Origin of the sequence: Nonomuraea diastatica, assembly GCF_004349015.1 — a bacterium.
GTDB lineage: Bacteria > Actinomycetota > Actinomycetes > Streptosporangiales > Streptosporangiaceae > Nonomuraea > Nonomuraea diastatica.
Window position 1 is genome coordinate 1 of sequence record NZ_SMKP01000014.1, and the last position, 22,240, is coordinate 22,240.

The following is a 22,240-nucleotide window of genomic DNA, read 5'->3' on the forward strand; positions in this document are numbered from 1 at the left end:
ACCCCCGACTGACCACCCTCCCCGGCCGGCTCGGCCCTGCGGGGCGGACCGGCCGCCGCCCGCGCGGGCGACGGGCGGTCAGGCGGGGGCGACAGGGGAGGAGACGAGGGCGGCGCAGGCCTCGGTGGCCATGACGGCGCTCAGCTGCGCCGACAGGGGCAGCGTGCTGGACAGCCCCGTCAGCAGGTGCTGGTGGCTGAGAGGCAGGCCGCGCCCCGCCAGGGCGGTGCGGAAGCCCTCCAGCCGCTCCTCGATGCTTGAGGTGTTCTCCGGCGGGGGCGAGACGAACGCGATGTGCCGGTGCCCCAGGTCGAGCAGGCGGTCGGTGAGGGTGCGGCCGGCCGCCACGTTGTCGGTGTGGACGGCGCAGGCCTGGATGCCCGCCAGATAGCGGTCGACCAGCGCCAGCGGGTAGCCGGCGAGGATGGTCCGCAGCAGGCGGGCGTTGTAGTACTCGCCGTGGACGGGGAAGACGATCAGGCCGTCGACGAGGCCGCCGTCCACCATGGACGCGATCGCGCGCTCCTCCTCCGCCTGGTCGCCGCGGGTGCGTTTGATCACGAGCGCGATCCCGTGTTCGGCGCAGCGCTCCTCCACGGCGGCGAGCAGTTCGAGACCGTACGCCTCCGACGCGTCGGGATAGATCATCGCGATCGCTCCAGAAGCCCGCTCGCCCTGTGCCGCGCGCTCGGCCGCGGCTCCCGGGGAGGGGATCGCGAGCTGGTCGAGGTCGGGCAGCTCACCGGAGAACGGCGTCTACGAGGCCGAGAACGCGCGGTCCGAGGTCATCGGAGGGGAGAGCAGCCGGCCAGGCTTCACCGGCAGGGGCTATCTCGCCGGCTGGAACGCCGCGGACCAGGCGCTGACCATCCATGTGAACGTCGGCCGCGCCAGGCCCCACCAGCTGCGCTTCCGCTACGCCGCCGGCGCGGGCGACGCGGGGCGCCGCATCCTGGTGAACGGCGCCCAGGCCACCGACCTGCGGTTCCCCGCCACAGAGGGCGGCTGGGACCAGTGGGGCACCGCCGTGCTCGACGGGGTCAGGCTGGCGCGCGGGCACAACACGATCCGGATGGAGCTGGGTGGCGGCAACTACCTCAACCTCGACGCGATGACCCTCCGACGCCAGACCACGTGAGACGTGCTGCTCCTCGTGCCCGGCACGCTGACGATCCCGCGGACCAGCCTCGCCGCGTGCTCCGCGAGTCCCGAACATTGTCCTGATATATCGCTACACTCCAGGCCTCATGAGGCTGACGAAAGTCCTTACCCTCGTGACCGCCGCCGTGCTCGCCGCAGGATGCCAGCTCGGCCAGCCATCGTCGCCGCAATCCACGGAAGAGGATGCGCCCTCCCGGTCCGAGCCGGTCAAGCGGGCGTCCACGGCGGTCACCGTCCCCCCTGACCGGGTCCTGGCCGGCCGGGAGGGGACGTTCGACGGCCACACGTTCAAGGTGGAGATCGTCCAGCTGATCCGCAGGGAGCGGTTCGTCAACCTCACCTTCACCGCCACGGTGACGAAGGACGGCGGCGGGCTCGGGTGGCAGGTGCACAACTCCTTCTCGGCCGTGCCCAAGCAGAACCCGACCGTGGACGGCGTCTACCTGGTCGACGTCAGGAACGCCAAGAAGCACCTCGTGGCGCTGGACAGCGAGGGCGGGTGCGTGTGCAGCCGCATCGAGGCCCTGTTCCTCAAGCAGGACCAGAGCGCGGTCTTCTCGGCCACGTTCGCCGCGCCGCCCGCGGACGTGGGCTCGGTCGACGTGCACATCCCGAACGTGGGGACCCTGGCGAATGTACCGATCAGCTAGCGCGCTGGTCCTGTCGCTGCTCGCGACCCTCACGCCCGCCCCCTCGTCTTCGCCCTCGCCGCCCATCCAGGCGCCCGTGGAGGGAGGGGAGCCGGCCACCGCGCCGGTGCTCGACATCAGCGGCAAGACCCTGGACACCGGCGGCAAGATCCTCGACATCGGCGAGCGGATCTCCACCCTCGACGAGTCGGTGACCAACGAGACCAGCGGCAGGCAGCGCACGATCACAGTGGCCGCCGACGTGCTGTTCGCCTTCGACAAGGCCACGCTCACCGGCAAGGCCGAGAGCCGGCTGGCGCAGGCGGCGGAGCTGCTCAAGGCCGAGGCGGCGGGCAAGCCGGTGAAGATCGACGGCTACACCGACGCCAAGGGCTCCGATGCGTACAACCTGGAGCTGTCGCGCAAGCGGGCGGAGGCGGTGCGCGAGGCGCTCGGCAAGCTGGTGCCGGGAACCGACTTCGCCGTGGCCGGCCACGGCGAGGCCGACCCGGTCGCGCCCAACGCGCTGCCCGACGGGGGCGACAACCCCAAGGGCCGTGCCAAGAACCGCAGGGTGGAGATCGGCTTCACCCGCTGAACCCGGCTCACATCCCCGCCGTGAGCCGGGCCACCACCCGCATCTTGTTCATCGCGTCCAGCGCCGCCACCTTGTACGACTCGGCCAGCGTCGGATAGTTGAACACCGCGTTGACCAGGTAGTCGACCGTGCCGCCGCAGCCCATGACCGTCTGCCCGATGTGCACCAGCTCCGTCGCCCCCGTGCCGAACACGTGCACGCCGAGCAGCCGCCGGTCCTCCGGCGACACGAGCAGCTTGAGCATGCCGTACGAGTCGCCGATGATCTGGCCCCTGGCCAGCTCGCGGTAGCGGGAGATGCCCACCTCGAACGGCACCTTGTCGCGGGTCAGCTCGTCCTCCGACTTCCCGACGAAGCTGATCTCGGGGATGGTGTAGATCCCGATGGGCGGCAGGTCGTCCATGTCGCCGACCGGCTCGCCGCACGCGTGCTGGGCGGCCAGCCGGCCCTGCTCCATGGACGTGGCCGCCAGCGCGGGGAAGCCGATCACGTCGCCGACCGCGTAGATGTGCGGCACCTCCGTGGCGTAGTTGGCGTCCACGGAGATCCGGCCCCGGTCGTCGGCGGTCAGGCCCGCGGCCTCCAGGCACAGCTCGGCCGTCTTGCCCTGGCGGCCCGCGGAGTACATGACGCAGTCGGCCGGGATCTTCTTGCCGCTTTCCAGCAGGGTCAGCGCACCGCCGGGGCGGCGTTCGACGGCGGCGACGTTCTCGCCGAACCTGAAGGTCACCGCCAGGTCGCGCAGATGGTATTTCAGCGCCTCCACGATCTCCAGGTCGCAGAACTCCAGCATGCGGTCGCGCCGCTCGATCACCGTCACCTTCGTACCGAGCGCGGCGAACATGGAGGCGTACTCGATGCCGATCACCCCGGCGCCCACCACGACGAGCGTCTCCGGCACCCGGTCGAGGTGCAGGATGGCGTCGGAGTCGATGACCGTCCTGTCGTCGAACTCGACGCTCGCCGGCCGCGCCGGCGACGTGCCCGTGGCGATCACGATCTTCTCGGCGGTGACCTTCGTCTCCTCCGTCTTGCCCTCCTCGTGGACGACGCCGATCGTGTGCGCGTCCAGGAACCGGCCAGTGCCCTGCAGCACCGCCACCTTGTTGCGGGCGAGCTGGCTGCGGATGACCTGGATCTCCCTGCCGATCACGTGCTGCGTGCGCATGCCGAGGTCGGCTACGGTGATCTCCTCTTTGACGCGGTAGCTGGCGCCGTACAGCTCCCGCTGGTTGAGGCCCGTGAGATAGAGCACGGCCTCGCGCAGGGTCTTCGACGGGATCGTGCCGGTGTTGATGCACACGCCGCCGATCATGTGCCGCTTCTCGACTATCGCTACGTTCTTGCCTAGTTTCGCCGCCGCGATCGCGGCCTTCTGCCCGCCCGGTCCGGAACCCAGCACCACCACATCGAAATCCGCCACATCGACCAGTCTGGGGGTGGCACGGCGACGGGAAAAGCCCTTCCTGGCAGACTCCGTCGTGTGATACGCGCATTCAGCCAGGTAGACGTCTTCGCCGCCGTCCCCTATCGCGGCAACCCGCTGGCCGTGGTGCTCGACGCCGAAGGTCTGAGCACCGAGGAGATGCAGCGGTTCGCCGCGTGGACCAACCTGTCGGAGACCACGTTCCTGCTGCCGCCGGCCACGCCGGAGGCCGACTACCGGGTGCGGATCTTCACCCCGGGCGCCGAACTGCCCTTCGCCGGGCACCCGACGCTGGGCACCTGCCACGCCTGGCTCGAGGCCGGGGGAGCGCCGCGCGAGGGCGGCGAGATCACGCAGGAGTGCGCGGCCGGGCTCATCCGGTTGCGCCGGACGGACGCCGGGATCGCGTTCCAGGCGCCGCCGCTGCTGCGCTCGGGACCCGTGGAGGACGAGCTCGTCGAGCGGCTCGCGGAGGCCCTGCGGATCTCCCGGGACGACATGGTCGACGTCGAGTGGGCCGACAACGGCCCCGGCTGGGTGGCGGTGCTGCTCGCCGACGCCGACGCGGTGCTCGCGCTCCGTCCCGGCCCGGTCCCGCACGACGTGGGCGTGGTGGGGTCGTACCCGGAGGGCTCGCCGTGCGCCTTCGAGGTACGGGCCTTCACACCGGCCCAGGGGACCACCGTCGAGGATCCCGTGACGGGCAGCCTGAACGCGTCGCTGGCACAGTGGCTGTTGCGGACCGGCCGGGCCACGGCGCCGTACGTGGCGAGCCAGGGCACCGCGCTCGGGCGTGCGGGACGGGTGCACGTCTCCACCGGCGAGCAGGGCGAGGTCTGGGTGGGCGGCTCGGTCGTCACCTGCGTCAGCGGGCGGGTCGTCCTGTGAACCTGACCTCGTCACCCGGCCTCAGCTGGGCGGCTACCGGCAGGTCCGCGGTCGTCACGACGGCGATCACCGGGTAGCCCCCCGTCGGCGGATGGTCGGCGAGGAAGACGATCGGCTGCCCGCTCGGAGGCACCTGCACGGCCCCGGCCACCACGCCCTCGCTCGGCAGCTCGCCCTCCTTGGCCCGCACCAGCTCGGGGCCGCTCAGGCGCACGCCGACGCGGTTGCTGTCCTGGCTCACCACGTACGGCCCCCCGCACAGCTCCTGCGGCGCGTCCGGCGTGAACCAGTCGTCGCGCGGCCCCGGCATGACACGCAGCACGGCGGGCCGGGGCCCGGGCAGGGGCGCGAGGTCGGCGACGATTCCGGTCACGGTGCCGGCTGCGGTGTCACCCCGTGCCGGGCCGACCGGCAGCAGCGCGCCCGCCCGCAGCGGCTCGGGGCCGAGCCCCGACAGCGAGTCGGTCGATCGGCTGCCGAGCACCGGTTCGGCCGCGATCCCTCCGCGCACGGCCAGATAGGTGCGCAACCCCCAGGCAGGCGTCCCCAGACGCAGCTCCGCCCCCGCGGGCACCCAGAACGGCACACCCATGCCGGCCCGCGCGCCCGCCCTCCTGACGGCCTCGTGCGGACCCCTGCCTTTCCCATCGAGGGTCCCACCGAGGGCCCCGCCGGAAGCGATCGTCACCGCCACCGGGGCGCCGGCCAGCGCCGCCCACCCGCCGTCGTGGAAACGCAACCAGGCCCCGCCGAACGTCAGCTCGATCCCCGCCAGCCTCTCCGCGTTGCCCACGAGCCGGTTGGCGAGCCGCAGGCTCGGCACGTCGGCCGCCCCCGAGTGGGGCACGCCGAGGTGGGCGTAACCCGGCCGCCCGAGATCCTGCACGGTCGCGTACGGACCGGGCGCCAGCACCTCGATCATCACGTGCCCGTGGCCTCACTCCGTCCGGCGGGCTCGGTCGCCATCTGCCATCCTCTTCTTCAGTAGCCCTGGTCGCTGCGTTGCCGTCGCCCCTTTCATGACGGCGGCGCTCCCTCGCGTACGAACCGCACGCGCATGCCCGGCCTGAACAACGACGGAGGGTCGGCCGTGACGTCCCACACCCGCACGGACGTGCGCCCGAGCAGCCGCCACCCTCCGGGCGAGGCGGTCGGATAGACCGCGGAGTAGGGGCCCGCGATCGCCACGGACCCGGCGGGCACCGACGTGCGCGGCGTGTCCAGCCTGGGCGACTCCAGCACCGGATCGAGCCCGGTGAGGTAGGCGAACCCCGGGGCGAACCCCAGCCACCCCACGACCAGCTCGCGCCCCGAATGCCGGGCGACCACGTCGTCCACGGAGATGCCGGCCAGCGCCGCCACCGACTCGAGATCCGCGCCGTCATAGACCACGGGAATCGTCACGACGGGCCCCTCGGCCGCCCCGGCGCCGGCCTTGCCCCGCTCCTCGGCGGCGACCGCCGCCAGCCGATCGCGCAACCACGTCTGATCAGCCCCGGGCGCCACCACGAGCACGGTCGCGGGCCCCGGCACGATCTCCGCCACCCCGGCCGGCCGGTCCGCCCGCAGCGCCGCGTCCAGCCGGTGCGACAACTCGAGCGAGCCCGTCTCCACGAGCAGCCCGTGCTCCCCGGCCCTGCGGATCACGTGAACGCCTGCAGGACGACCCCGGCCGCCAGCAGCGCGTCGCGGACCCCCTGCGCCAGCAGGACCGCGTCAGGCGTGTCGCCGTGGACGCAGATGGAACGGGCGGTCAGCGGGACGGAACTCCCGTCGGAGGCCGTCACGGAGCCCTCCACGGCCATCTGGCGGGCACGGGCCGCCACCGCCGCGACGTCGTGGATGACCGCGCCCGGCTCCCTGCGCGGGACCAGCATCCCCGCGGGAGTGTAGGCGCGATCGGCGAACGCCTCGTTCACCGTCGGCACGCCGGCGGCCGCCGCCACCTCGTGCACGACCGAGCCGGGCAGCGTGAGCACCGGCAGCGAGGGATCGTAGTCGGCCACCGCGTCGATCACCGCTCCCGCCTGCACCGTGTCGCGGCAGATCCGGTTGTAGAGGGCGCCGTGGGGCTTGACGTAGGACACCCGGCCGCCCATCGCCCTGGCGATGCCGTCGACGGCCGCGAGCTGGTAGAGCACTTCGGCGCAGAGCTCCTCCGGCTCGAGCTCCATCTCCCTGCGCCCGAAATGCGCCAGGTCGCGGTAGGACACCTGCGCGCCGATCGCCACGCCGCGGTCGACGGCCGCCGCGCACGTGCGCCGGATCGTCACCGGGTCGCCCGCGTGGAAACCGCAGGCCACGTTGGCGCTCGTGACGATGTCGAGCAGCGCCGTGTCGTCGCCGAGCCGCCAGATGCCGTAGCCCTCGCCGAGATCCGCGTTGAGGTCGATCACCATGGCACCATCATGGCGCTTCATGGCCTGCGCGGTGCGACGAACAAGGTCTGAGTGGCCGTCCCCACCTCGCCATTCTCGTCATACAGGGTCGAACGGGTCAGCCCGCGGCCGGCCGGGCCGAGCACGGTGGCCGCCTCCATGCAGATCCACTCCGTCCCGGGCGACCGGAACAAGGAGATCGTCAGGTCCACGTTCACGAAGAGATGCGTGGCGAAGTCGACGGCGAGGCTGACGCCGTTGCCGCTGTCGGCGAACACCGCCAGGCGCTCCAGCGGGGTGATCTCCTCGCCCTCGACCAGCGGCATGCCGAGCCTCCCCCAGACCGTGGCAGGGCCCGGCGTCAAGGGGCTGCCGGTGACGAAACGCCAGTCGAGCGCCCTGCCGTACCCGAAGCCCGAGCCCAGCCACGAGCGCGCGTGTTCCTCGGAACGGGGCGGGACCGGCGCGGGCGGCTGCCGGCCTCGCGGATGCGCCAGGCGCTCGCCCTGGCGAACTCGCGGCCGCCGGAGTGGACGCTCGCCGACAGGCACTGCACGCGCTTGCCGTCACGGGCGACGTCGGTCTCGACCCGCAACTCGGCCACGGGCACGGGCGCGAACACGTCGACCACCAGCCTGGACAGGTGCAGGCCGGGCCGCGGCGCCGTGCGCGCCAGCTCGTGCACGAGCAGGGCGGTGACGGGGCCCATGTGCTGCGAGCCGGGGTCCCACGGGCCCTGGGTGTGCTCCGACGCGCGGTAGCGGCCTTCGCCGACGCGGGTGTACATCGCCATAGAACGAAATTCTATGGCGAGCTAGATCTCGTCGGGAATGTCGGCGATGTCGTCGAGAGCCGCCGCGAGCTCTTCCGGGTCGCCGCCGATCCGCTCGGCGATCTCGATCAGCACGTGGAGCACGTCGTGGCGGTCGTGCCCGAGGTCGAGCAGGCGCTGCGCGGCCTCCCACAACTGCGGCGGGTCGCCCTCCCACAACCGGGTGGCGATCTCCTCGTGCCAGGCCAGGTGCTCCTGGTCGATCGCGCCGCCGTGGTCGATCTCGAGCAGCGTGCGGCGGTCGGCCTCGTCGGCGGGATTGAGGTGGTCGAGGTCGACGCCGTTGTGCGTGCCCTGCAGGAAGGGGAAGGCGAAGACCCGCCTGGCCAGCGCCGACAGGTCGCCGTCCGGCAGCAGCCGCTCCAGCAGGGGCCGGTCGAGGCCGAACGAGGTCGGATCCCGGTAGGCCTCGGGGAACTTGCCGATGGCCTCCCACACCGCGTCGAGCGTGGCCTTCAGCCCCTGCTCGGGCAGCTCCGTGCGGTGGGCGGCGAAGCGCACCCACGCCGCCAGCACGTGCGGCATCGCCTCCTGCTCCGCCACGCTCAGCATCACCTTGCGCGGCAGCCAGTCGAGCAGGAACGTCTCACACTTGGTGGGGCTGACCCGCAGCGGCCGGTTGAAGTCCCGCTCGCAGCCGTAGTCGATGATGTGGTCGGCGCAGCGGGAGGCGGCCGAGGGGTCGGACAGGTGCTCGGCCGCGTCGGAGGCCAGGAACTCCGCCGCCAGCATGGCCCGCCGCTCCCTGCTGTAGGGGGCCTCGATGTGCAGCGGCGCCGGCCGCTTGCGCCCGGGCGGCAGCGCCTTCAGCCTGGCCCTGGCGAACGCGTGGTAGGCGCTGTAGCTGTCGCTCACCGGCGGCGGGGTCTTGGGCTCCTTCGTGGCCTTCATCGCCGACTCCAGCAGCGCCCTGGCCTGCTCCGGCTGGATCTCCTCGAACAGCAGCATCGGGTTGCCCGCCGCCTCGGCCCTGGCCTGCTCGAGCAGCTTGTCGACCTGGGAGGAGACCCAGGCGTCGCGGGTCATGCCGCTCATGTTGTAGTCGACGACCATGACGAGCGCGTGGCGGTCGGCGGGAGGCTCGCCGTCGTTCCACCGGTAGGAGAACGTGCAGATCACCGTGTCCTGGTCGCCGTAGGCGTCGCGGGAGACGTAGCAGCCGGCCGGCTTCACCGCGCCCACCCGGTCGGCCCAGCCCGGCCTGGCCACCCCCGACTCCATCATCGCGAGCGCCGCGCCCTCGGCCTTGGCGCCCTGGCGGGCCGTGCCCAGGTAGGCCAGGCACATCAGCAGGGTCAGCGAGGCCGGGGTGCCGGCCTTGGCCGCGTAGTCGACCAGCCCCTCACCGAGCACCTGCTCCACGTCGCCGCCCCGGACCCGCCGGCCCCACCAGGCCCCGATCATGTCGGAGACCATCAGCTCCGCGTCGAGGGGGGTGCGTACGGCGAGCAGTTCTCGAGCCGCCTGCACCATCTCCTTGAACACGTCGTCGGGCGGAGTGCTCTCCCGGGGATCTCGTCGGTGTCGGCGCACGCCCTCACTCTCTCGTATTCCAGGCACGAACGGTGCGGAGAACACGGCCCGGTGACCTCGATGTTATCGGAGGGTCATGCCGGTGACCCGCGTCCAGGGTCCTGTGGGAACACGCCGCAGGACGCTTGCGGCGTCACGTCAACGGGAGCTCCGCGGCGGAGGCGCGGAGTTCACGATCGCGAGCAGGTGCTCGCGGGCGATGCGTTCCACGACCTCCGGTGTCGCGGTGACGCCCAGATGCTGCGCACACGCGCACACGTCGGCCACGCAGCGGTCGATCGTGTCCACGGGTACGGTCAGGAACTCTTCGGCCAGCCTGAGACTGACCGGTTCGCGCAGGAACCGTGTGGCCAGAGCGAGCATAGGAGTGAGATTCCTCTGGAGGCCTAAGGGCAAACCCCTAGGAACGTCTGCAGGGCGACTTGCGCTCTCATTCCACCCTTTCTCGGACGGGTGTCAAGCCTCCACGACGCCTGTGTTCACTTCACCCGGTGCCCTTTCATGCGAAGCTGTCTCCATGCGCATCCAGCTCGCCCAGCGGAGCGAGGCAGACGAGCTCCTCGGCCGCAGCCCGCTCGCCCTGCTCGTCGGCATGCTGCTCGACCAGCAGATCCCCATGGAGTGGGCGTTCACGGGGCCTCACACCATCTCCCAGCGGCTGGGCCACGACCTTTCCGCCGAGGAGCTCGCCTCCTACGATCCGGAGGAGTTCGCCGCGCTGCTGGCCCAGCCGCCGGCCGTGCACCGCTATCCCAAGGCGATGGCGGGCCGGATCCAGCAGCTCGCGGCCTACCTGGTGGAACACTACGACGGCAGGCCCGAGCGGATCTGGGCCGAGGCCGCCGACGGCAAGGACGTGTTCAAACGACTGAACGCCCTTCCTGGATACGGCAAGCAGAAGGCCCAGATCTTCTTGGCATTGCTGGGCAAGCAGCTGGGGGTCCAGCCGTCAGGCTGGCGAGAGGCAGCCGGACTCTATGGCGAGGAGGGTGCACACAGATCGGTCGCCGACGTGGTCGACGCCGACAGTCTGGGCCGGGTGCGCGCCGCCAAGCAAGAGGCCAAGCGCGCGGCCAAGGCCCGATAGCCGTGGCGGGCAAGCGCCCCGGCAATCGGGCGCGGTAACCTGATCTTGCTGCGCAAAGTGGAGCGACTTTGACAGGATGCGTAGACCCTAGAGGCGACCGGGCACCGGCGGGGGCTTCCGTCCGCGCGTGCCCATCGCCGATGATGTACTGCAGGATCCGGTCGCCCGGAGCTGCGCTACGCCGATACACGATTATGGAGATGTGCCGCGTGGGAGACCCTGGCACGCGACGGAGGTGCGGACCATGAGCGCCGAGACCTCCGTTCCCCGTCCCCGGGAGTCGGATGTGGACATCTCAGACTCCGCCCTCTTCAAGGGCATGTTGTCGGAGGCGGAGTTCGCCTTCGCGTTCTTCGACGCCGACGGCCGCGTCCAGCGGGTCAACGACGTCTTCAGCGACGTCGTCGGCGTGCCCGCGGAGCGCATGGCGGGCCGGCAGCCCGTCGAGGTGCTGGCCGCCGACCTGAGCCAGATCATCACGCATGCCGTGCAGGCCGTCATCGAGAGCGACGCGCCGGTCACCGAGGGCCGCGTGCGCGTGCGGTCGGCGGAGGGCGACACCCGGCACTGGTCGCTGTCGTTCTCGCCGGTCCACGACGACGCCGGCGAGCTGTGGGCGATCGCGCTGATCGGGCTCGACGTGACCGAGAGCCGCCAGACCGAGGAGGCGCTGCGCCGCAGCGAGGAGCGCTACCGCTCGCTGGTCGAGGCGCAGTCGCAGCTGGTGTGGATCACCTCGCCCACGGGCGCGGTCGTCGAGGACGCCCCGCAGTGGCGCGCCATCACCGGCCAGGGCCTGGAGGAATACCTCGCCAACGGCTGGCTGGACGTCGTGCATCCGGAGGAGAGCCAGCAGACCGAGGAGGCGTGGAGGGAGGCGCTGCGCGGGCGCACCATGTTCGAGTGGAACTACCGCGTGCGCACCCGTGCCAGCGGTTACCGCCACTTCGAGGTGCGGGCCGTGCCGATCATCCGCCATGGCCGGGTCGTCGAGTGGGTCGGCGCCAACACCGACGTGACCCCGCAGCGCGAGGCGGAGGAGATGCGCGGCAGGCTGACCGACCAGCTCGGCGCCGCCGCCCTGCGCACCGCCCGGCTGCAGGGCGCCACCGCCATGCTCGCGGAGGCGCTGACGGTCGAGCAGGTGGTCCAGGTCATCATCGACGTGGGCCGCACCGCCCTGGCCGCCGACCGCTCGGCGGTGGCGCTGCTCGACACCGACAGGGCCGCACTCAAGCTGATCAACGGCGAGGGCATCCCCGAGGCGTCCGGTTCCTCCGGCGAGGAGATCCCGCTGTCCAGCTCCAGCGTGATGACCATGGCGGTCAACAGCCGCAGGCCGGTCTTCGCCGAGTCTCCCGAGTCGCTGAAGGCCCAGCTGCTGGAGGCGGGCGGCGACGAGGACGTCCTGGGCAACTACCTCGCCCGCAGCGACGAGCGCGCGTGGGTGGGGCTGCCGCTGCTGGCCGCCGGGCGCGCTTTGGGAGCGCTCCGATTCTCCTTCACCCGGCCCCAGAAAATCTCCCAGGAGGACGGCGTCTTCCTGGAGGCGCTGGCCGGCCAGTGCGCCCTGGCGGTCGAGCGGGCCACGCTGTTCGAGCGTGAGCACCGCACCGCAGAGACGCTGCAGCGCAGCCTGCTGCCCGACCGCCTGCCGGTGGTCAAGGGCCTCGTGCTGGCTCAGCGCTTCCGCTCGGGCAGCCGCCACGTCCAGGTCGGCGGCGACTGGTACGACGCGTTCGTCCTGCAGGACGGGCGTGTCGCGGCGGTCGTGGGCGACGTCATGGGCAAGGGCGTCAAGGCCGCCGCCGGCATGGGCCGCATCCGCAACGCCATGCGGGCCCTGGCGCTGACCAACCCGCCGCCCGCGGCCGTGCTCACCGGGCTCGACCGGGTCTTCGAGGCCACGGAAGAGGAAGAACAGGTCACGACCCTGGCCTACATGGTCGTCGAGCCCGTCACCGGTGAGGGCACGCTGGCCATGGCCGGGCATCCGCCGCCCGTGCTGGTTTCGCCCCAGGGCACGGCGATCCTGTGCGACGCAGAGCCCGGCACTCCGCTAGGCTGGCCGACCAGCCGCAGGCAGTTCCGGTTCGTGGTGCCGCCCGGCCATACCGCCGTGCTCTACTCCGACGGGCTCGTGGAGAACAGGAAGCGCGGGCTGGATGCCGGTCTCGCAGAGATTTGCAGTGTTGTGACCGAAGCGCCGCCTGAGGTCGTGAGTAGTCCTCACATGTTGCTGGACTTCCTGGTTGACCGGATGTTGTCTGGATATGAACAAGATGATGACGTTACAGCGCTAGCAATTCACGTGCCGCCAGCCACGAAGAGTGACTGAATGAAACAGTCATAACGGTTGCTTTCGGGTATCGGTGCCCCGCTTACGTACGCACTACTGTCTCGGTCGGCCTAGGGTGGAGGTCAACCGCCGGGAGGTGGCCGTATGGAGTGCGGGGTCGTGCCACAATGCTGTGCAGGTCCGTCGCGGTCCGCACGGCCTCACCGATCTCCGAGAGAGGCAACAGCCCCCCAGCGGGCATCTGGGTCCATTGTCGCCACGCGTTCGTTCGAGAGGTGTTCGTGTCGCCTGCAAGTTCGACTCGCTCGAAGCCACAAGAGCTGAACGAGCCCGTCATTCAGCGACTGCTCGAGCGTGGGCGCTCGCAGGGTTTCCTCGAGTCTGAGGATGTCCGTCAGGCCTTCGAGGAGGCGGACATCCCCATGTCGCACGCCGCCGCGTTCTTGCGGAACCTCAGCAAAGAGGGCGTGACCGTGGTGGTGACCGCCGCGGATTCGGCTGCGCCGAAGAAGTCTCGTGGTCCAGCAAAGCGCCGCACCGCCGCCCCCGTCAAGACCAAGACGGCGGCGGCCGCCAAAGAGCAGCAGCCCGAGACCGTGACCGCGGTCGTGGGCACCGCTGAAGCCGAGCCGGCCGCCAAGAAGGCGGCCCCTGCCAAGAAGGCCGCTCCGGCGGCGAAGAAGGCCGCGGCCGCCGCCGCCGCCAAGAAGGCCGAGCCGAAGGACGCTGGGCCTGCCGAGACCAAGCCGAAGGCACCCGAGACCCCGCGGGCCGAGGGGGACGACGAGGACATCGAGCTCGACGGCGACGTAGAGCTGGAAGACCTCGAAGACATCGAAGTCGACGACGAGGAGATCGTCGCCGAGGGCGACTCCGAGGCGGAGGGTGACTCCGACACCGACGACGAAGCCGAGGAGCCCAAGGCCGTCGAGGTCACCGTGGAGAAGACCGAGGAAGAGGTCCTCATCCTCTCCGACGACGACGATGACGCCCCGGTGGCGCAGGTCGCCGCCGCCGGGGCCACCGCCGACCCGGTGAAGGACTACCTCAAGCAGATCGGCAAGGTCCCCCTGCTCAACGCCGAGCAGGAGGTCGAGCTGGCCAAGCGCATCGAGGCGGGCCTGTTCGCCGAGGAGCAGCTCGGCGGCGGCGAGACCGAAGGGCTCCCCGTCGATGTCAAAGCCGAGCTGGAGTGGATCGCCGAAGACGGCCGCCGCGCGAAAAACCACCTGCTGGAGGCCAACCTCCGGCTCGTGGTCTCGCTGGCCAAGCGCTACACCGGCCGCGGCATGCTGTTCCTCGACCTGATCCAGGAAGGCAACCTGGGCCTGATCAGGGCCGTCGAGAAGTTCGACTACACCAAGGGCTACAAGTTCTCCACCTACGCCACGTGGTGGATCCGGCAGGCGATCACGCGTGCCATGGCCGACCAGGCGCGGACCATCCGCATCCCGGTCCATATGGTCGAAGTGATCAACAAGCTGGCCCGCGTCCAGCGGCAGATGCTGCAGGACCTCGGCCGCGAGCCCACGCCGGAAGAGCTGGCTCGCGAGCTCGACATGACGCCTGAGAAGGTCGTCGAGGTCCAGAAATACGGCCGCGAGCCCATCTCCCTCCACACCCCGCTGGGTGAGGAGGGCGACAGCGAGTTCGGTGACCTCATCGAAGACTCCGAGGCCATCGTCCCTGCCGACGCCGTCAGCTTCACGCTGCTCCAGGAGCAGCTGCACTCCGTTCTCGACACGTTGTCGGAGCGGGAGGCGGGCGTCGTCTCGATGCGCTTCGGGCTCACCGACGGCCAGCCGAAGACGCTCGACGAGATCGGCAAGGTTTACGGGGTCACCCGTGAGCGCATCCGCCAGATCGAGTCGAAGACCATGTCCAAGCTGCGCCACCCGTCACGCTCCCAGGTCCTGCGCGACTACCTGGACTGATCGACCGCATCACGCCGCCGCCTCGCCCGGACCCGTCCGAGCGGGGCGGCGTCGTCGTATCCGACGGCGGATCTGTGAGACATGCGCGTCGAGCGTCGTGGGTGGTCGGTCCACGAGACGGGCGCGTCGAGCATCCGGTGGCTACGGGGGACGTGCGCGTCGAGCGTCCGGTCTGGGGGCTCTGGGCGGTGCGCGTCGAGCGTCCGGGGGCTCTGGGGGTGCGCGTCAAGCGTCCGGGTGTTGGCTAGGAGACGTGCACGTCGAGCGTCCATGAGCGGCCGGCGCGCGTGGGCGCCGTCGCTTCGATGCGGTAACCCTGCGCGTCGAGCACCTTGACCAGCTCATCGGGGCTCGTGGGCGTGGTGCCCTGCTGCAGGAGGGCTCGGGCGATCTCGCCTCGCGTCGCCTTGGCCATGTGGCTGACCACCTTGCCGTCCCTGAACACCCTGACCGTCACCGAACGTTCCCCGGGTTGCCAGGTGCTCGCGTAGGTGGCCGAACGGAGATCCACCACCAGCCCCGGGATATGGTCCAACACCTTCGAGACCTGCGGCCGCCAGAACGCGCCCAGCCCTCCGAGCGGAGGCAGGTTGACGCCCATCGACAGGCGGTAGGGCGGAATCCGGTCTGTGATTCGCACCACACCCCAGAGGCCGGAAAAGATCAGCAGCGACTCCTCAGCCCGGCTCCGGGCCTCGCCGTCCAAGGTGCGCAGCCCGAGATTGTCGTAAAGCACCCCGGTGTAGAGGTCGGCGGCGGGCAGCGTGGCAGCCGTCTTCAGCGCGACGTTCCTGGCCAGTTCGCCCGCCAGACCGGGCGTCAGACCGAGCACGTCGATGGCGTCACGGCGCTTGGACGCCCGCACGAGCGCGGTCATCACCCGCTTGCGAGACCTGTCCAGGGCGGGGAACGACAGCTCGCCGACGGGCGGACCGCTGCCTTCCGCCGCTTTCCCCTCCGACGGTGGCAACAGAATCATCACAACCACAGCCTATGGGGGTTCTCTGTTCTTTACGGCAGGCCAGGCGGGCGCCAGCCGCCGACCGGGGCTGGGCTCTGTCCAGGGAGACGCTCACCAAATGGAGGCGGCTGAGCGCCGCAACGGCGCTTCCTGGGCCGTGCGCTTCGCCGAATCGATGACCACCATCCGCCCCGCGACGCTGCCCTGACATTCCATGCACCGTGGGCTCCCGATCTGTTCCCGTCCCCTGTTCGTCCTGGTGCGTGTCCCTTTGGCGCATGCTCGTCGGCTCTGGATGGCCGTTCGTTGCGGAGGGCGTCTGTCGTGGGTGTCCACGCCGTGAGGTGGCTGGGAGTTCCGCAGGGGCCATGGTCTCGGGGTGCCGGGTAGCTGGTCGGCCGGGCGAGGTGATTAGGCTGCGCCAGTGGATTTCGACGTGCTGGTGCATGAGGCCTGGCCTGCCTACGAGCAGCGCGTACATGACGGTTGGGTGCTGCGTTACGCCGGTGGTGTGACCAAGCGGGCCAACTCCGTGCTCCCGCTGCGCGCCCCTGTCGATCTCGGCGGCGCCATCGAGGCCGCGGAGGCGTTTTACGACACGCGCGGGCAGCGCTGCGTGTTTTCGCTGGGACCCAAGACCGCGCCCGGCCTGGACGAGGAGCTTGAGCGGCGAGGATACGAGCTGGTCGACCCGACCGTGGTCATGGCCGGTACACCGGGGAACGCGCCCGCGTACAAGGTCAGGATCCAGGATCGGCCGTGGCGGGGCTGGCTGGAGACGTGGTGGGCCGTGGACGGGCGCTACGGCGTGGGCGTCGAGGACGCCGAGCGCATCTGCACCGGAGTGCAGGCCTGGTATGCGGCGTACGAGGAGGATGGTGTGGCGTTGTCCGTTGGGCGGGGCGTGCCGCAGGACGGGACGCTGGGCATCTACTGCATGGCCACGTTGCCCGGCGCCCGCCGGCGAGGGCTGGCGCGCGCGGTGCTGCGGGCCATGGTGGGGCACGCGGGCACGCGCTCCGCCTACCTGGTCACCACCGCCAGGAACGAGGGCGCGCAGGCCCTCTATCGCGGCGAGGGGTTCGAGATCGCGGGAAGGTATCACTACCGGGTGGCGGGTGCACCGGCGAAGAACGGGTGAGCCGCGCCAGGGTGAACGCAGCGCGGCGACCCCGGGCACGCCCGGGGTCGCCGCGCTGTTACGCGCTATGTGGTTATCTCATCACGACGAGCGCCGGTCAGCGTTCGTCGTTGGGGGCAACAGTTGGGGTTTCGCTGAGGCGAGCCGACTCGTCCAGAATGTCGGCGCCCTTTTCACGCAGCGCTGCGATGTGCTGACGCCCATGATGGGCGCAGAACAGCAGCTCCCCACCCACGGGCAGGGTCGCGCGAATGTAGGCCTGGGCACCGCAGCGGTCGCAGCGGTCGAGGGCCGTCAGCGGCTTAACGGGGGCGAGAGCTCCAGTCACGTATCGCCTTTCGGGTCACCCCCGCCGAAGCGAGGATCTGGCGTCAGTCACTTGGAACAACATCTAACCGGACGTGGACGTTCCCAACCGCCCCCTCTCTACGCCCAGAGCGGAATGTGTCCGAAAGTAATGATGATCAGCCGGTTGGTAACAGCAAACGCGGCTCCATGGCAAGCTTGTACGCGCGCGTGCGGGAAGAACGGTAAGCTACGCACACGTGTTCGATGCCTAGACCCAGGGGAGCTGGAGTGACGCTAGTGGAGGCGGGTTACACGGCTCGTCACCTGTCGGTGCTTGAGGGCCTCGAGGCCGTCCGCAAGCGACCCGGCATGTATATCGGGTCCACCGACAGCCGCGGGCTCATGCACTGCCTCTGGGAGATCGTGGACAACGGCGTCGACGAGGCGCTCGCGGGCCACTGCGACCGCATCGAGGTCGAGCTGCACGCCGACGGCTCCATCGAGGTGCGCGACAACGGCCGCGGCATCCCGGTGGACATCGAGCCCAAGAGCGGCCTGGCCGGCGTGGAGCTGGTCTATACGAAACTGCACGCGGGCGGCAAGTTCGGCGGCGGCGCCTACGCCGCGTCCGGCGGGCTGCACGGCGTCGGCGCCTCCGTGGTCAACGCCCTGTCCTCCCGGCTCGACGTGGAGGTCGACCTCGACGGCCGCGTGCACGAGATCAGCTTCCGCCGCGGCGTCACCGGCATCTTCGACGGTGAGGGGCCGACGGCCAAGTTCAAGAAGAAGTCCGGGCTGCGCGTCGGAGACAAGCTGCTGAAAAACGTCACCGGCACGCGCGTGCGCTTCTGGGCCGACAAGCAGATCTTCCTGCCCGACGCCGAGGTCTCGCTCGACGAGATCCACGTGCGGCTGCGCCAGACCGCGTTCCTGGTGCCGGGGCTGACCCTGGCGGTCTATGACAGCAGGCACGAGGAGCGCATCGAGGAGGAGTTCCGCTTCGACGGCGGCATCTCCGAGTTCACCGAGTTCCTCTCCCGCGACGAGGCCGTCTGCGACGTGCTGCGCCTGCAGGGCTCCGGCCATTTCCACGAGACCGTGCCGGTCCTCGACGACCAGGGCCACATGACCCCCACGCAGGTGGAGCGCGAGCTCCTCGTCGACGTGGCGGTCCGGTGGGGCAAGGGCTACGAGTCGACCGTGCGCTCGTTCGTCAACGTCATCGCCACGCCCAAGGGCGGCACCCACCTGACCGGTTTCGAGCGCGGCCTGGTGCGCACGGTCAACGAGCTGCTGCGCGAGACGCGCCTGCTGAAAAACGGCGACGACCCGGTGACCAAGGACGACATCTCCGAGGGCCTGACCGGCGTGGTCACCGTCCGCGTGCCTGAGCCCCAGTTCGAGGGCCAGACCAAGGAGGTGCTCGGCACCTCCGCGGCCACCCGCATCGTCTCCCACGTGGTCTCCCGCGAGCTCAAAGAGCTGTTCGCCAATCCGCCGCGCGGCTACAAGCAGCCGCTCAGGGCCGTCCTGGAGAAGATCGTCGCGGCGGCCAAGGCTCGCATCGCGGCCCGAGAGCACCGCGACAACCAGCGGCGCAAGAGCGCGCTGGAAAGCTCCGCGCTCCCGGCTAAGCTGGTCGACTGCCGCAGCGACGACGTCGACCGCAGCGAGTTGTTCATCGTCGAGGGTGACTCGGCGCTGGGCACGGCCAAACTGGCCCGCGACTCGGAGTTCCAGGCGCTGCTGCCGATCAGGGGCAAGATCCTCAACGTGCAGAAGGCCTCGGTGAGCGACATGCTCAAAAACGCCGAGTGCGCCGCCATCATCCAGGTGGTCGGGGCCGGTTCGGGGCGCTCGTTCGACATCGAGGCGGCCCGCTACGGCAAGGTCATCCTCATGGCCGACGCCGACGTCGACGGCGCCCACATCCGCTGCCTGCTGCTGACCCTCTTCCACCGCTACATGCGGCCGATGGTGGAGGCGGGGCGCGTGTTCGCCGCGGTGCCGCCGCTGCACCGCATCGAGCTGACCAATCCCGGCCGGGGCAAGGAGAAATACATCTACTGCTACTCCGACGGAGAATTGCAGAAGGTGCTGCGCGACCTGGAGCGGCGCGGCAAGCGCTGGAAGGATCCGGTGCAGCGTTACAAGGGCCTGGGCGAGATGGACGCCGACCAACTGGCCGAGACGACGATGGATCCGCGCCATCGCATCCTGCGGCGGGTCCGCATCGAGGACGCCGAGGGCGCCGAGGGCATCTTCAGCCTGCTGATGGGCAGCGACGTGGCGCCGCGCCGCGAGTTCATCGTCAACAGTGCTGCCGAGGTGGATCGCGACCACATCGACGCATAACGCCTTTGCTGCCCGGCCCGCGTGGAGCGCCATCCAAGCGACGTTGACGCATGACGTTCCAGCGCTCTTGAGTTTCCGGTGTCCGCGGGGTTGCTGTGGCGCTGGTCTGTTCCGATGGTGTCGGCGGATGGTGTCGGCGGAGCCTTTGCTTCCGGCGGTGCCCTGGTTCGGCGGTAGCCGCTTTGTGGCGCGCGTTGCTCTGTGGCGCCCTGCGTTCTCGTGCTTGGCGCTCTTCTGACCGTCGCGGGCGATGTGAGGGTCTTGTACGGCGCTGGAGCGGTCCCTGCGGGACGAAACGAGCCCGCTCGGTACCGCGAAGTGCGGCCGTGCGGTGGCGTGGCCACAGGGGCGCTTGAGGCTACAGAGGGCCGAGTGGTGGCGATGAGGCCGGCCCGGCTCCAGGCTCTTGTGGCCCGCCATTAGCCAGCTGGCTCTGGGGCGCACTTGAAGGAGCCCGTCAGCTGACTCCGGGGCGTGCCGAAGGAGCCCGTCAGCCGACTCTGGGCGCTGAAGGAGCCCGCGAGCCGACTTCGGGCGCGCCGAAGGAAAGGTGCGAGGGCACCTCCAATGGGCCGGTCCTCCGGGCGGTTGGCCCGGCCGAGGAGGTGGCCGTGGCCGGAGCGCGCGTTCGCGATCGGCGTGTGCGCTCAGCACGCCGTCCTGGGAGCTGGGCATGCCGTATCCGACGCTTCCCTCACGGAAGGGGACGAACGTCAGGCCGCGTCGGACGCCTGTCGCGGGGCCGGGGTCAGCAGGCCGGTGTGGACGTCGTAGATGGCTCCGGTCACCGGCAGGTCCTTCGGCAGGAACGGGGTGCTGCGGATCCGCATGAGGTCGTGGCGCAGTGCCACGTCCTGGTCGGGCACGGTGTGAAACTCCAGGCTGCGGGTGTCGACTCCCTGCTCGCTGGTGAGCGCGTGCACGTCGGAGTCCGTCACCTTGGACATGCCGCAGTCCGTGTGCGGCATCACCAGCACCCGATCGACGCCCAGCAGGTAGACGGCCAGCACCAGGGTGCGCAGCACGTCGTCCGTCACCCGGGCGCCGGCGTTGCGGAGGATCTTGGCGTCGCCCGGTTGGAGACCCAGCAGTCCGAGCGGGTCGATGCGGGAGTCCATACAGGTCACCACGGCCAGTCCGCGGGCTGCCCGGCCGGTGAGGGTGGAGTTTTCGAACTCCTTGGCGAACTTCGCGTTGGCGGCGTACAGGTCGTCGAACGCTCTCATGACCACAAATATCCCTCACTCTCCGAACTTCATGCTTTCCGGGGGGTCACGAATGGCCCGACTTGGCAAACCTCCCGCGATGGTCCTTTGCTCTGCGTGATGATGTCGTAGCCGTATGTACGGGATCGAAGAAGGTTGCTCGTGAGTAGATCCGAAACCCTTGCCGCGTTTCTCCGTGTTCACGCCTGGCGTCGCCTCGACCGCGTGGAGTCCAACGACGGCGGCCGTAACGCCAGGAGTGCGCTGGCGCTCCTCGACACCGCCGCCTACGCGGCCGGCCTCCCCGACGACGACCCGCTGATCATCATGTTGGATGAGGCGGGTTGCTACGGGCCGCTGGGCTGTGAGGGCTTCGACCCGGGGGAGGCCGGCACCCGGCTGATCCGGCACTGGGAGGGTGGCGAGCCGCACGAACTGCTGCTCGCGATCCCGTCCGCTATCGCGGCCTCCGGCTGAGGGACACGTAAGAGAGCGAGCGTTCAGGCGGGAGCGTTGCCCGGCTTCCACTTGATGCCGCACCCGAGTGACGGGCGCTGCTCCTCCGCCACCGGGTCGCCCGCCAGCACGGCGTCGATGGCCGCCCGCAGGGACGCGCCGGTCACCTGCTCCGCGTTCCCCGGCCGTGAGCCGTCGAACTCTCCCCGGTAGGCGAGCTGCATCTGCGCGTCGTACAGGAAGAAGTCGGGCGTGCACGCCGCCCGGTAGGCCTTGGCCACCTCCTGTGTCTCGTCCAGCAGGTACGGGAACGTGAATCCGGCCCGCTCGGCCTGCTCCGCCAGGTGTGTCGGGTCGTCATCCGGGTAGTTCACGCTGTCGTTGCTGGAGATGGCGACGATCGACAGTCTCGCGCCGTAGTCGGCGGCCAGGGCTCCGATGCCGTCCTCGATATGCCGTACGTAGGGGCAGTGGTTGGACAGGAAGATCACAAGTGTGGCGGGAGAGCCTTTGAGGTCCTCCAGTGAGACGTTTCCGCCGTCGATGGCGGTCAGGTCGAAGGCCGGCGCGGGAGTGCCGAGCGGAACCATGAACGAGTTGGCAGCCATGGCAACATTCTTGTCTCCGATCGGCCAGGCAAAACAGGCCGGGAAGGTGAATTGATGAGCGGCATCGCGCAGTTCCGGAGCATCGTGTTGGATTGCCCCGACCCCGAAGGACTTGCGGGGTTCTACTCGAACCTCCTCGGGTGGCCGGTCACGTCCGTCGAGGAGGACTGGGTGGTGGTCTCCGACGGCGGGTCGCCCAGGCGGCTGGCCTTCCAGCTCGCTCCCGACCACCGGCCGCCGGCCTGGCCCGACCCGCACCACCCCCAGCAGATCCACCTCGATCTCACCGTGGACGACATGGACGAGGCCGAGGCGCGGGCCATCAAGATCGGGGCGCGCAAGCACGAGCACCAGCCGAGCGAGGACGACAAGTTCCGGGTGTTCCTCGACCCGGCCGGGCATCCGTTCTGCCTCTGCACGACCTGAACGGGGGCTCCCGGTCCAGCGACCCCCGGCCCGGG

At 70.2% G+C, this 22,240-nt stretch carries 24 protein-coding genes; 11 read left to right on the top strand and 13 right to left on the bottom strand.

What is annotated here, in order from left to right; genetic code table 11:
- Positions 1–78: 78 nt before the first annotated feature.
- Positions 79–648, bottom strand: a complete 570-nt coding sequence (locus tag E1294_RS06990; RefSeq protein WP_132505952.1) for a substrate-binding domain-containing protein — start codon at positions 646–648, stop codon at positions 79–81.
- A 64-nt stretch (positions 649–712) separates the two neighbouring features.
- Here E1294_RS06990 and E1294_RS06995 point away from each other — a divergent pair, with 64 nt between their 5' ends.
- The 3 genes from E1294_RS06995 (at position 713) to E1294_RS07005 (ending at position 2,388) form a co-directional block, all read left to right on the top strand.
- On the top strand, positions 713–1,138 hold the full coding sequence (locus E1294_RS06995) for a CBM35 domain-containing protein (RefSeq protein ID WP_281284385.1): 426 nt from the start codon (positions 713–715) through the stop codon (positions 1,136–1,138).
- 109 nt (positions 1,139–1,247) lie between these two features.
- Positions 1,248–1,811 (top strand): hypothetical protein, encoded by a 564-nt coding sequence (locus E1294_RS07000; RefSeq protein WP_132505956.1) that lies wholly within the window; start codon positions 1,248–1,250, stop codon positions 1,809–1,811.
- A complete protein-coding gene (locus E1294_RS07005) occupies positions 1,795–2,388 on the top strand; it encodes an OmpA family protein (RefSeq protein ID WP_132505958.1) in 594 nt (197 codons plus the stop codon). Before E1294_RS07000 ends, E1294_RS07005 begins: the two co-directional genes overlap by 17 nt.
- Positions 2,389–2,395: 7 nt before the next feature.
- Here E1294_RS07005 and sthA read toward each other — a convergent pair whose 3' ends face one another.
- Positions 2,396–3,811 carry a Si-specific NAD(P)(+) transhydrogenase gene (gene sthA, locus E1294_RS07010; protein ID WP_132505960.1) on the bottom strand — a complete coding sequence of 472 codons (1,416 nt, stop codon included), beginning with the start codon at positions 3,809–3,811 and terminating at the stop codon, positions 2,396–2,398.
- A gap of 60 nt (positions 3,812–3,871) precedes the next feature.
- On the opposite strand from sthA, the gene E1294_RS07015 reads away from it, so the two are divergent.
- On the top strand, positions 3,872–4,702 hold the full coding sequence (locus E1294_RS07015) for a PhzF family phenazine biosynthesis protein (RefSeq protein WP_132505962.1): 831 nt from the start codon (positions 3,872–3,874) through the stop codon (positions 4,700–4,702).
- Here E1294_RS07015 and E1294_RS07020 read toward each other — a convergent pair.
- From E1294_RS07020 to E1294_RS07050, 7 genes are all read right to left on the bottom strand, one after another.
- The gene (locus E1294_RS07020) at positions 4,680–5,624 is read right to left on the bottom strand and encodes a 5-oxoprolinase subunit C family protein (protein ID WP_132505964.1); all 945 of its coding nucleotides are present in this window, start codon (positions 5,622–5,624) and stop codon (positions 4,680–4,682) included. The two genes, E1294_RS07015 and E1294_RS07020, sit on opposite strands and share 23 nt — an antisense overlap.
- Before the next feature lie 95 nt (positions 5,625–5,719).
- The gene (locus E1294_RS07025) at positions 5,720–6,349 is read right to left on the bottom strand and encodes a 5-oxoprolinase subunit B family protein (RefSeq protein WP_132505966.1); all 630 of its coding nucleotides are present in this window, start codon (positions 6,347–6,349) and stop codon (positions 5,720–5,722) included.
- On the bottom strand, positions 6,346–7,101 hold the full coding sequence (locus E1294_RS07030) for a LamB/YcsF family protein (RefSeq protein ID WP_132505968.1): 756 nt from the start codon (positions 7,099–7,101) through the stop codon (positions 6,346–6,348). The genes E1294_RS07025 and E1294_RS07030 overlap by 4 nt, the downstream gene beginning before the upstream one ends.
- 17 nt (positions 7,102–7,118) lie before the next feature.
- On the bottom strand, positions 7,119–7,505 hold the full coding sequence (locus E1294_RS55565; protein WP_342775021.1) for a thioesterase family protein: 387 nt from the start codon (positions 7,503–7,505) through the stop codon (positions 7,119–7,121).
- Positions 7,442–7,873: an acyl-CoA thioesterase domain-containing protein gene (locus E1294_RS57060; RefSeq protein ID WP_132505972.1), complete on the bottom strand. Its 432-nt coding sequence runs from the start codon at positions 7,871–7,873 to the stop codon at positions 7,442–7,444. The genes E1294_RS55565 and E1294_RS57060 overlap by 64 nt, the downstream gene beginning before the upstream one ends.
- A gap of 21 nt (positions 7,874–7,894) precedes the next feature.
- Positions 7,895–9,385, bottom strand: a complete 1,491-nt coding sequence (locus tag E1294_RS07045; RefSeq protein ID WP_246082867.1) for a hypothetical protein — start codon at positions 9,383–9,385, stop codon at positions 7,895–7,897.
- A gap of 198 nt (positions 9,386–9,583) precedes the next feature.
- The gene (locus E1294_RS07050; protein WP_132505974.1) at positions 9,584–9,808 is read right to left on the bottom strand and encodes a hypothetical protein; all 225 of its coding nucleotides are present in this window, start codon (positions 9,806–9,808) and stop codon (positions 9,584–9,586) included.
- 154 nt (positions 9,809–9,962) lie between these two features.
- On the opposite strand from E1294_RS07050, the gene E1294_RS07055 reads away from it, so the two are divergent.
- From E1294_RS07055 to E1294_RS07065, 3 genes are all read left to right on the top strand, one after another.
- Positions 9,963–10,532, top strand: a complete 570-nt coding sequence (locus E1294_RS07055; protein ID WP_132505976.1) for an HhH-GPD-type base excision DNA repair protein — start codon at positions 9,963–9,965, stop codon at positions 10,530–10,532.
- 244 nt (positions 10,533–10,776) lie between these two features.
- Positions 10,777–12,870, top strand: coding sequence for a SpoIIE family protein phosphatase (locus E1294_RS07060; RefSeq protein WP_132505978.1), 2,094 nt, complete (start codon positions 10,777–10,779; stop codon positions 12,868–12,870).
- 242 nt (positions 12,871–13,112) lie between these two features.
- Positions 13,113–14,765 (top strand): RNA polymerase sigma factor, encoded by a 1,653-nt coding sequence (locus tag E1294_RS07065; protein ID WP_132505980.1) that lies wholly within the window; start codon positions 13,113–13,115, stop codon positions 14,763–14,765.
- A gap of 244 nt (positions 14,766–15,009) precedes the next feature.
- Here the strand turns inward: E1294_RS07065 and E1294_RS07070 are convergent, their stop codons facing one another.
- A complete protein-coding gene (locus E1294_RS07070) occupies positions 15,010–15,747 on the bottom strand; it encodes a YaaA family protein (protein WP_165977137.1) in 738 nt (245 codons plus the stop codon).
- Between the two features lie 403 nt (positions 15,748–16,150).
- On the opposite strand from E1294_RS07070, the gene E1294_RS07075 reads away from it, so the two are divergent.
- Positions 16,151–16,867, top strand: coding sequence for a GNAT family N-acetyltransferase (locus E1294_RS07075; protein WP_132505982.1), 717 nt, complete (start codon positions 16,151–16,153; stop codon positions 16,865–16,867).
- 97 nt (positions 16,868–16,964) lie between these two features.
- On the opposite strand, the gene E1294_RS07080 is transcribed toward E1294_RS07075, so the two are convergent.
- The gene (locus E1294_RS07080) at positions 16,965–17,195 is read right to left on the bottom strand and encodes a DUF7455 domain-containing protein (protein WP_132342023.1); all 231 of its coding nucleotides are present in this window, start codon (positions 17,193–17,195) and stop codon (positions 16,965–16,967) included.
- A 224-nt stretch (positions 17,196–17,419) separates the two neighbouring features.
- On the opposite strand from E1294_RS07080, the gene E1294_RS07085 reads away from it, so the two are divergent.
- On the top strand, positions 17,420–19,510 hold the full coding sequence (locus E1294_RS07085) for a DNA gyrase/topoisomerase IV subunit B (protein WP_132505984.1): 2,091 nt from the start codon (positions 17,420–17,422) through the stop codon (positions 19,508–19,510).
- Positions 19,511–20,223: 713 nt separating this feature from the next.
- Here the strand turns inward: E1294_RS07085 and E1294_RS07090 are convergent.
- On the bottom strand, positions 20,224–20,736 hold the full coding sequence (locus E1294_RS07090) for a beta-class carbonic anhydrase (RefSeq protein ID WP_132505986.1): 513 nt from the start codon (positions 20,734–20,736) through the stop codon (positions 20,224–20,226).
- A gap of 141 nt (positions 20,737–20,877) precedes the next feature.
- Between E1294_RS07090 and E1294_RS07095 the strand changes: the two genes are divergently transcribed.
- Complete coding sequence (locus tag E1294_RS07095; protein ID WP_132505988.1) at positions 20,878–21,192, top strand: hypothetical protein; 315 nt, start codon at positions 20,878–20,880, stop codon at positions 21,190–21,192.
- A gap of 23 nt (positions 21,193–21,215) precedes the next feature.
- On the opposite strand, the gene E1294_RS07100 is transcribed toward E1294_RS07095, so the two are convergent.
- Positions 21,216–21,779, bottom strand: a complete 564-nt coding sequence (locus E1294_RS07100; protein WP_132505990.1) for a thioredoxin family protein — start codon at positions 21,777–21,779, stop codon at positions 21,216–21,218.
- Between the two features lie 54 nt (positions 21,780–21,833).
- On the opposite strand from E1294_RS07100, the gene E1294_RS07105 reads away from it, so the two are divergent.
- A complete protein-coding gene (locus tag E1294_RS07105; RefSeq protein WP_132505992.1) occupies positions 21,834–22,205 on the top strand; it encodes a VOC family protein in 372 nt (123 codons plus the stop codon).
- The last annotated feature ends 35 nt before the right edge of the window (positions 22,206–22,240 follow it).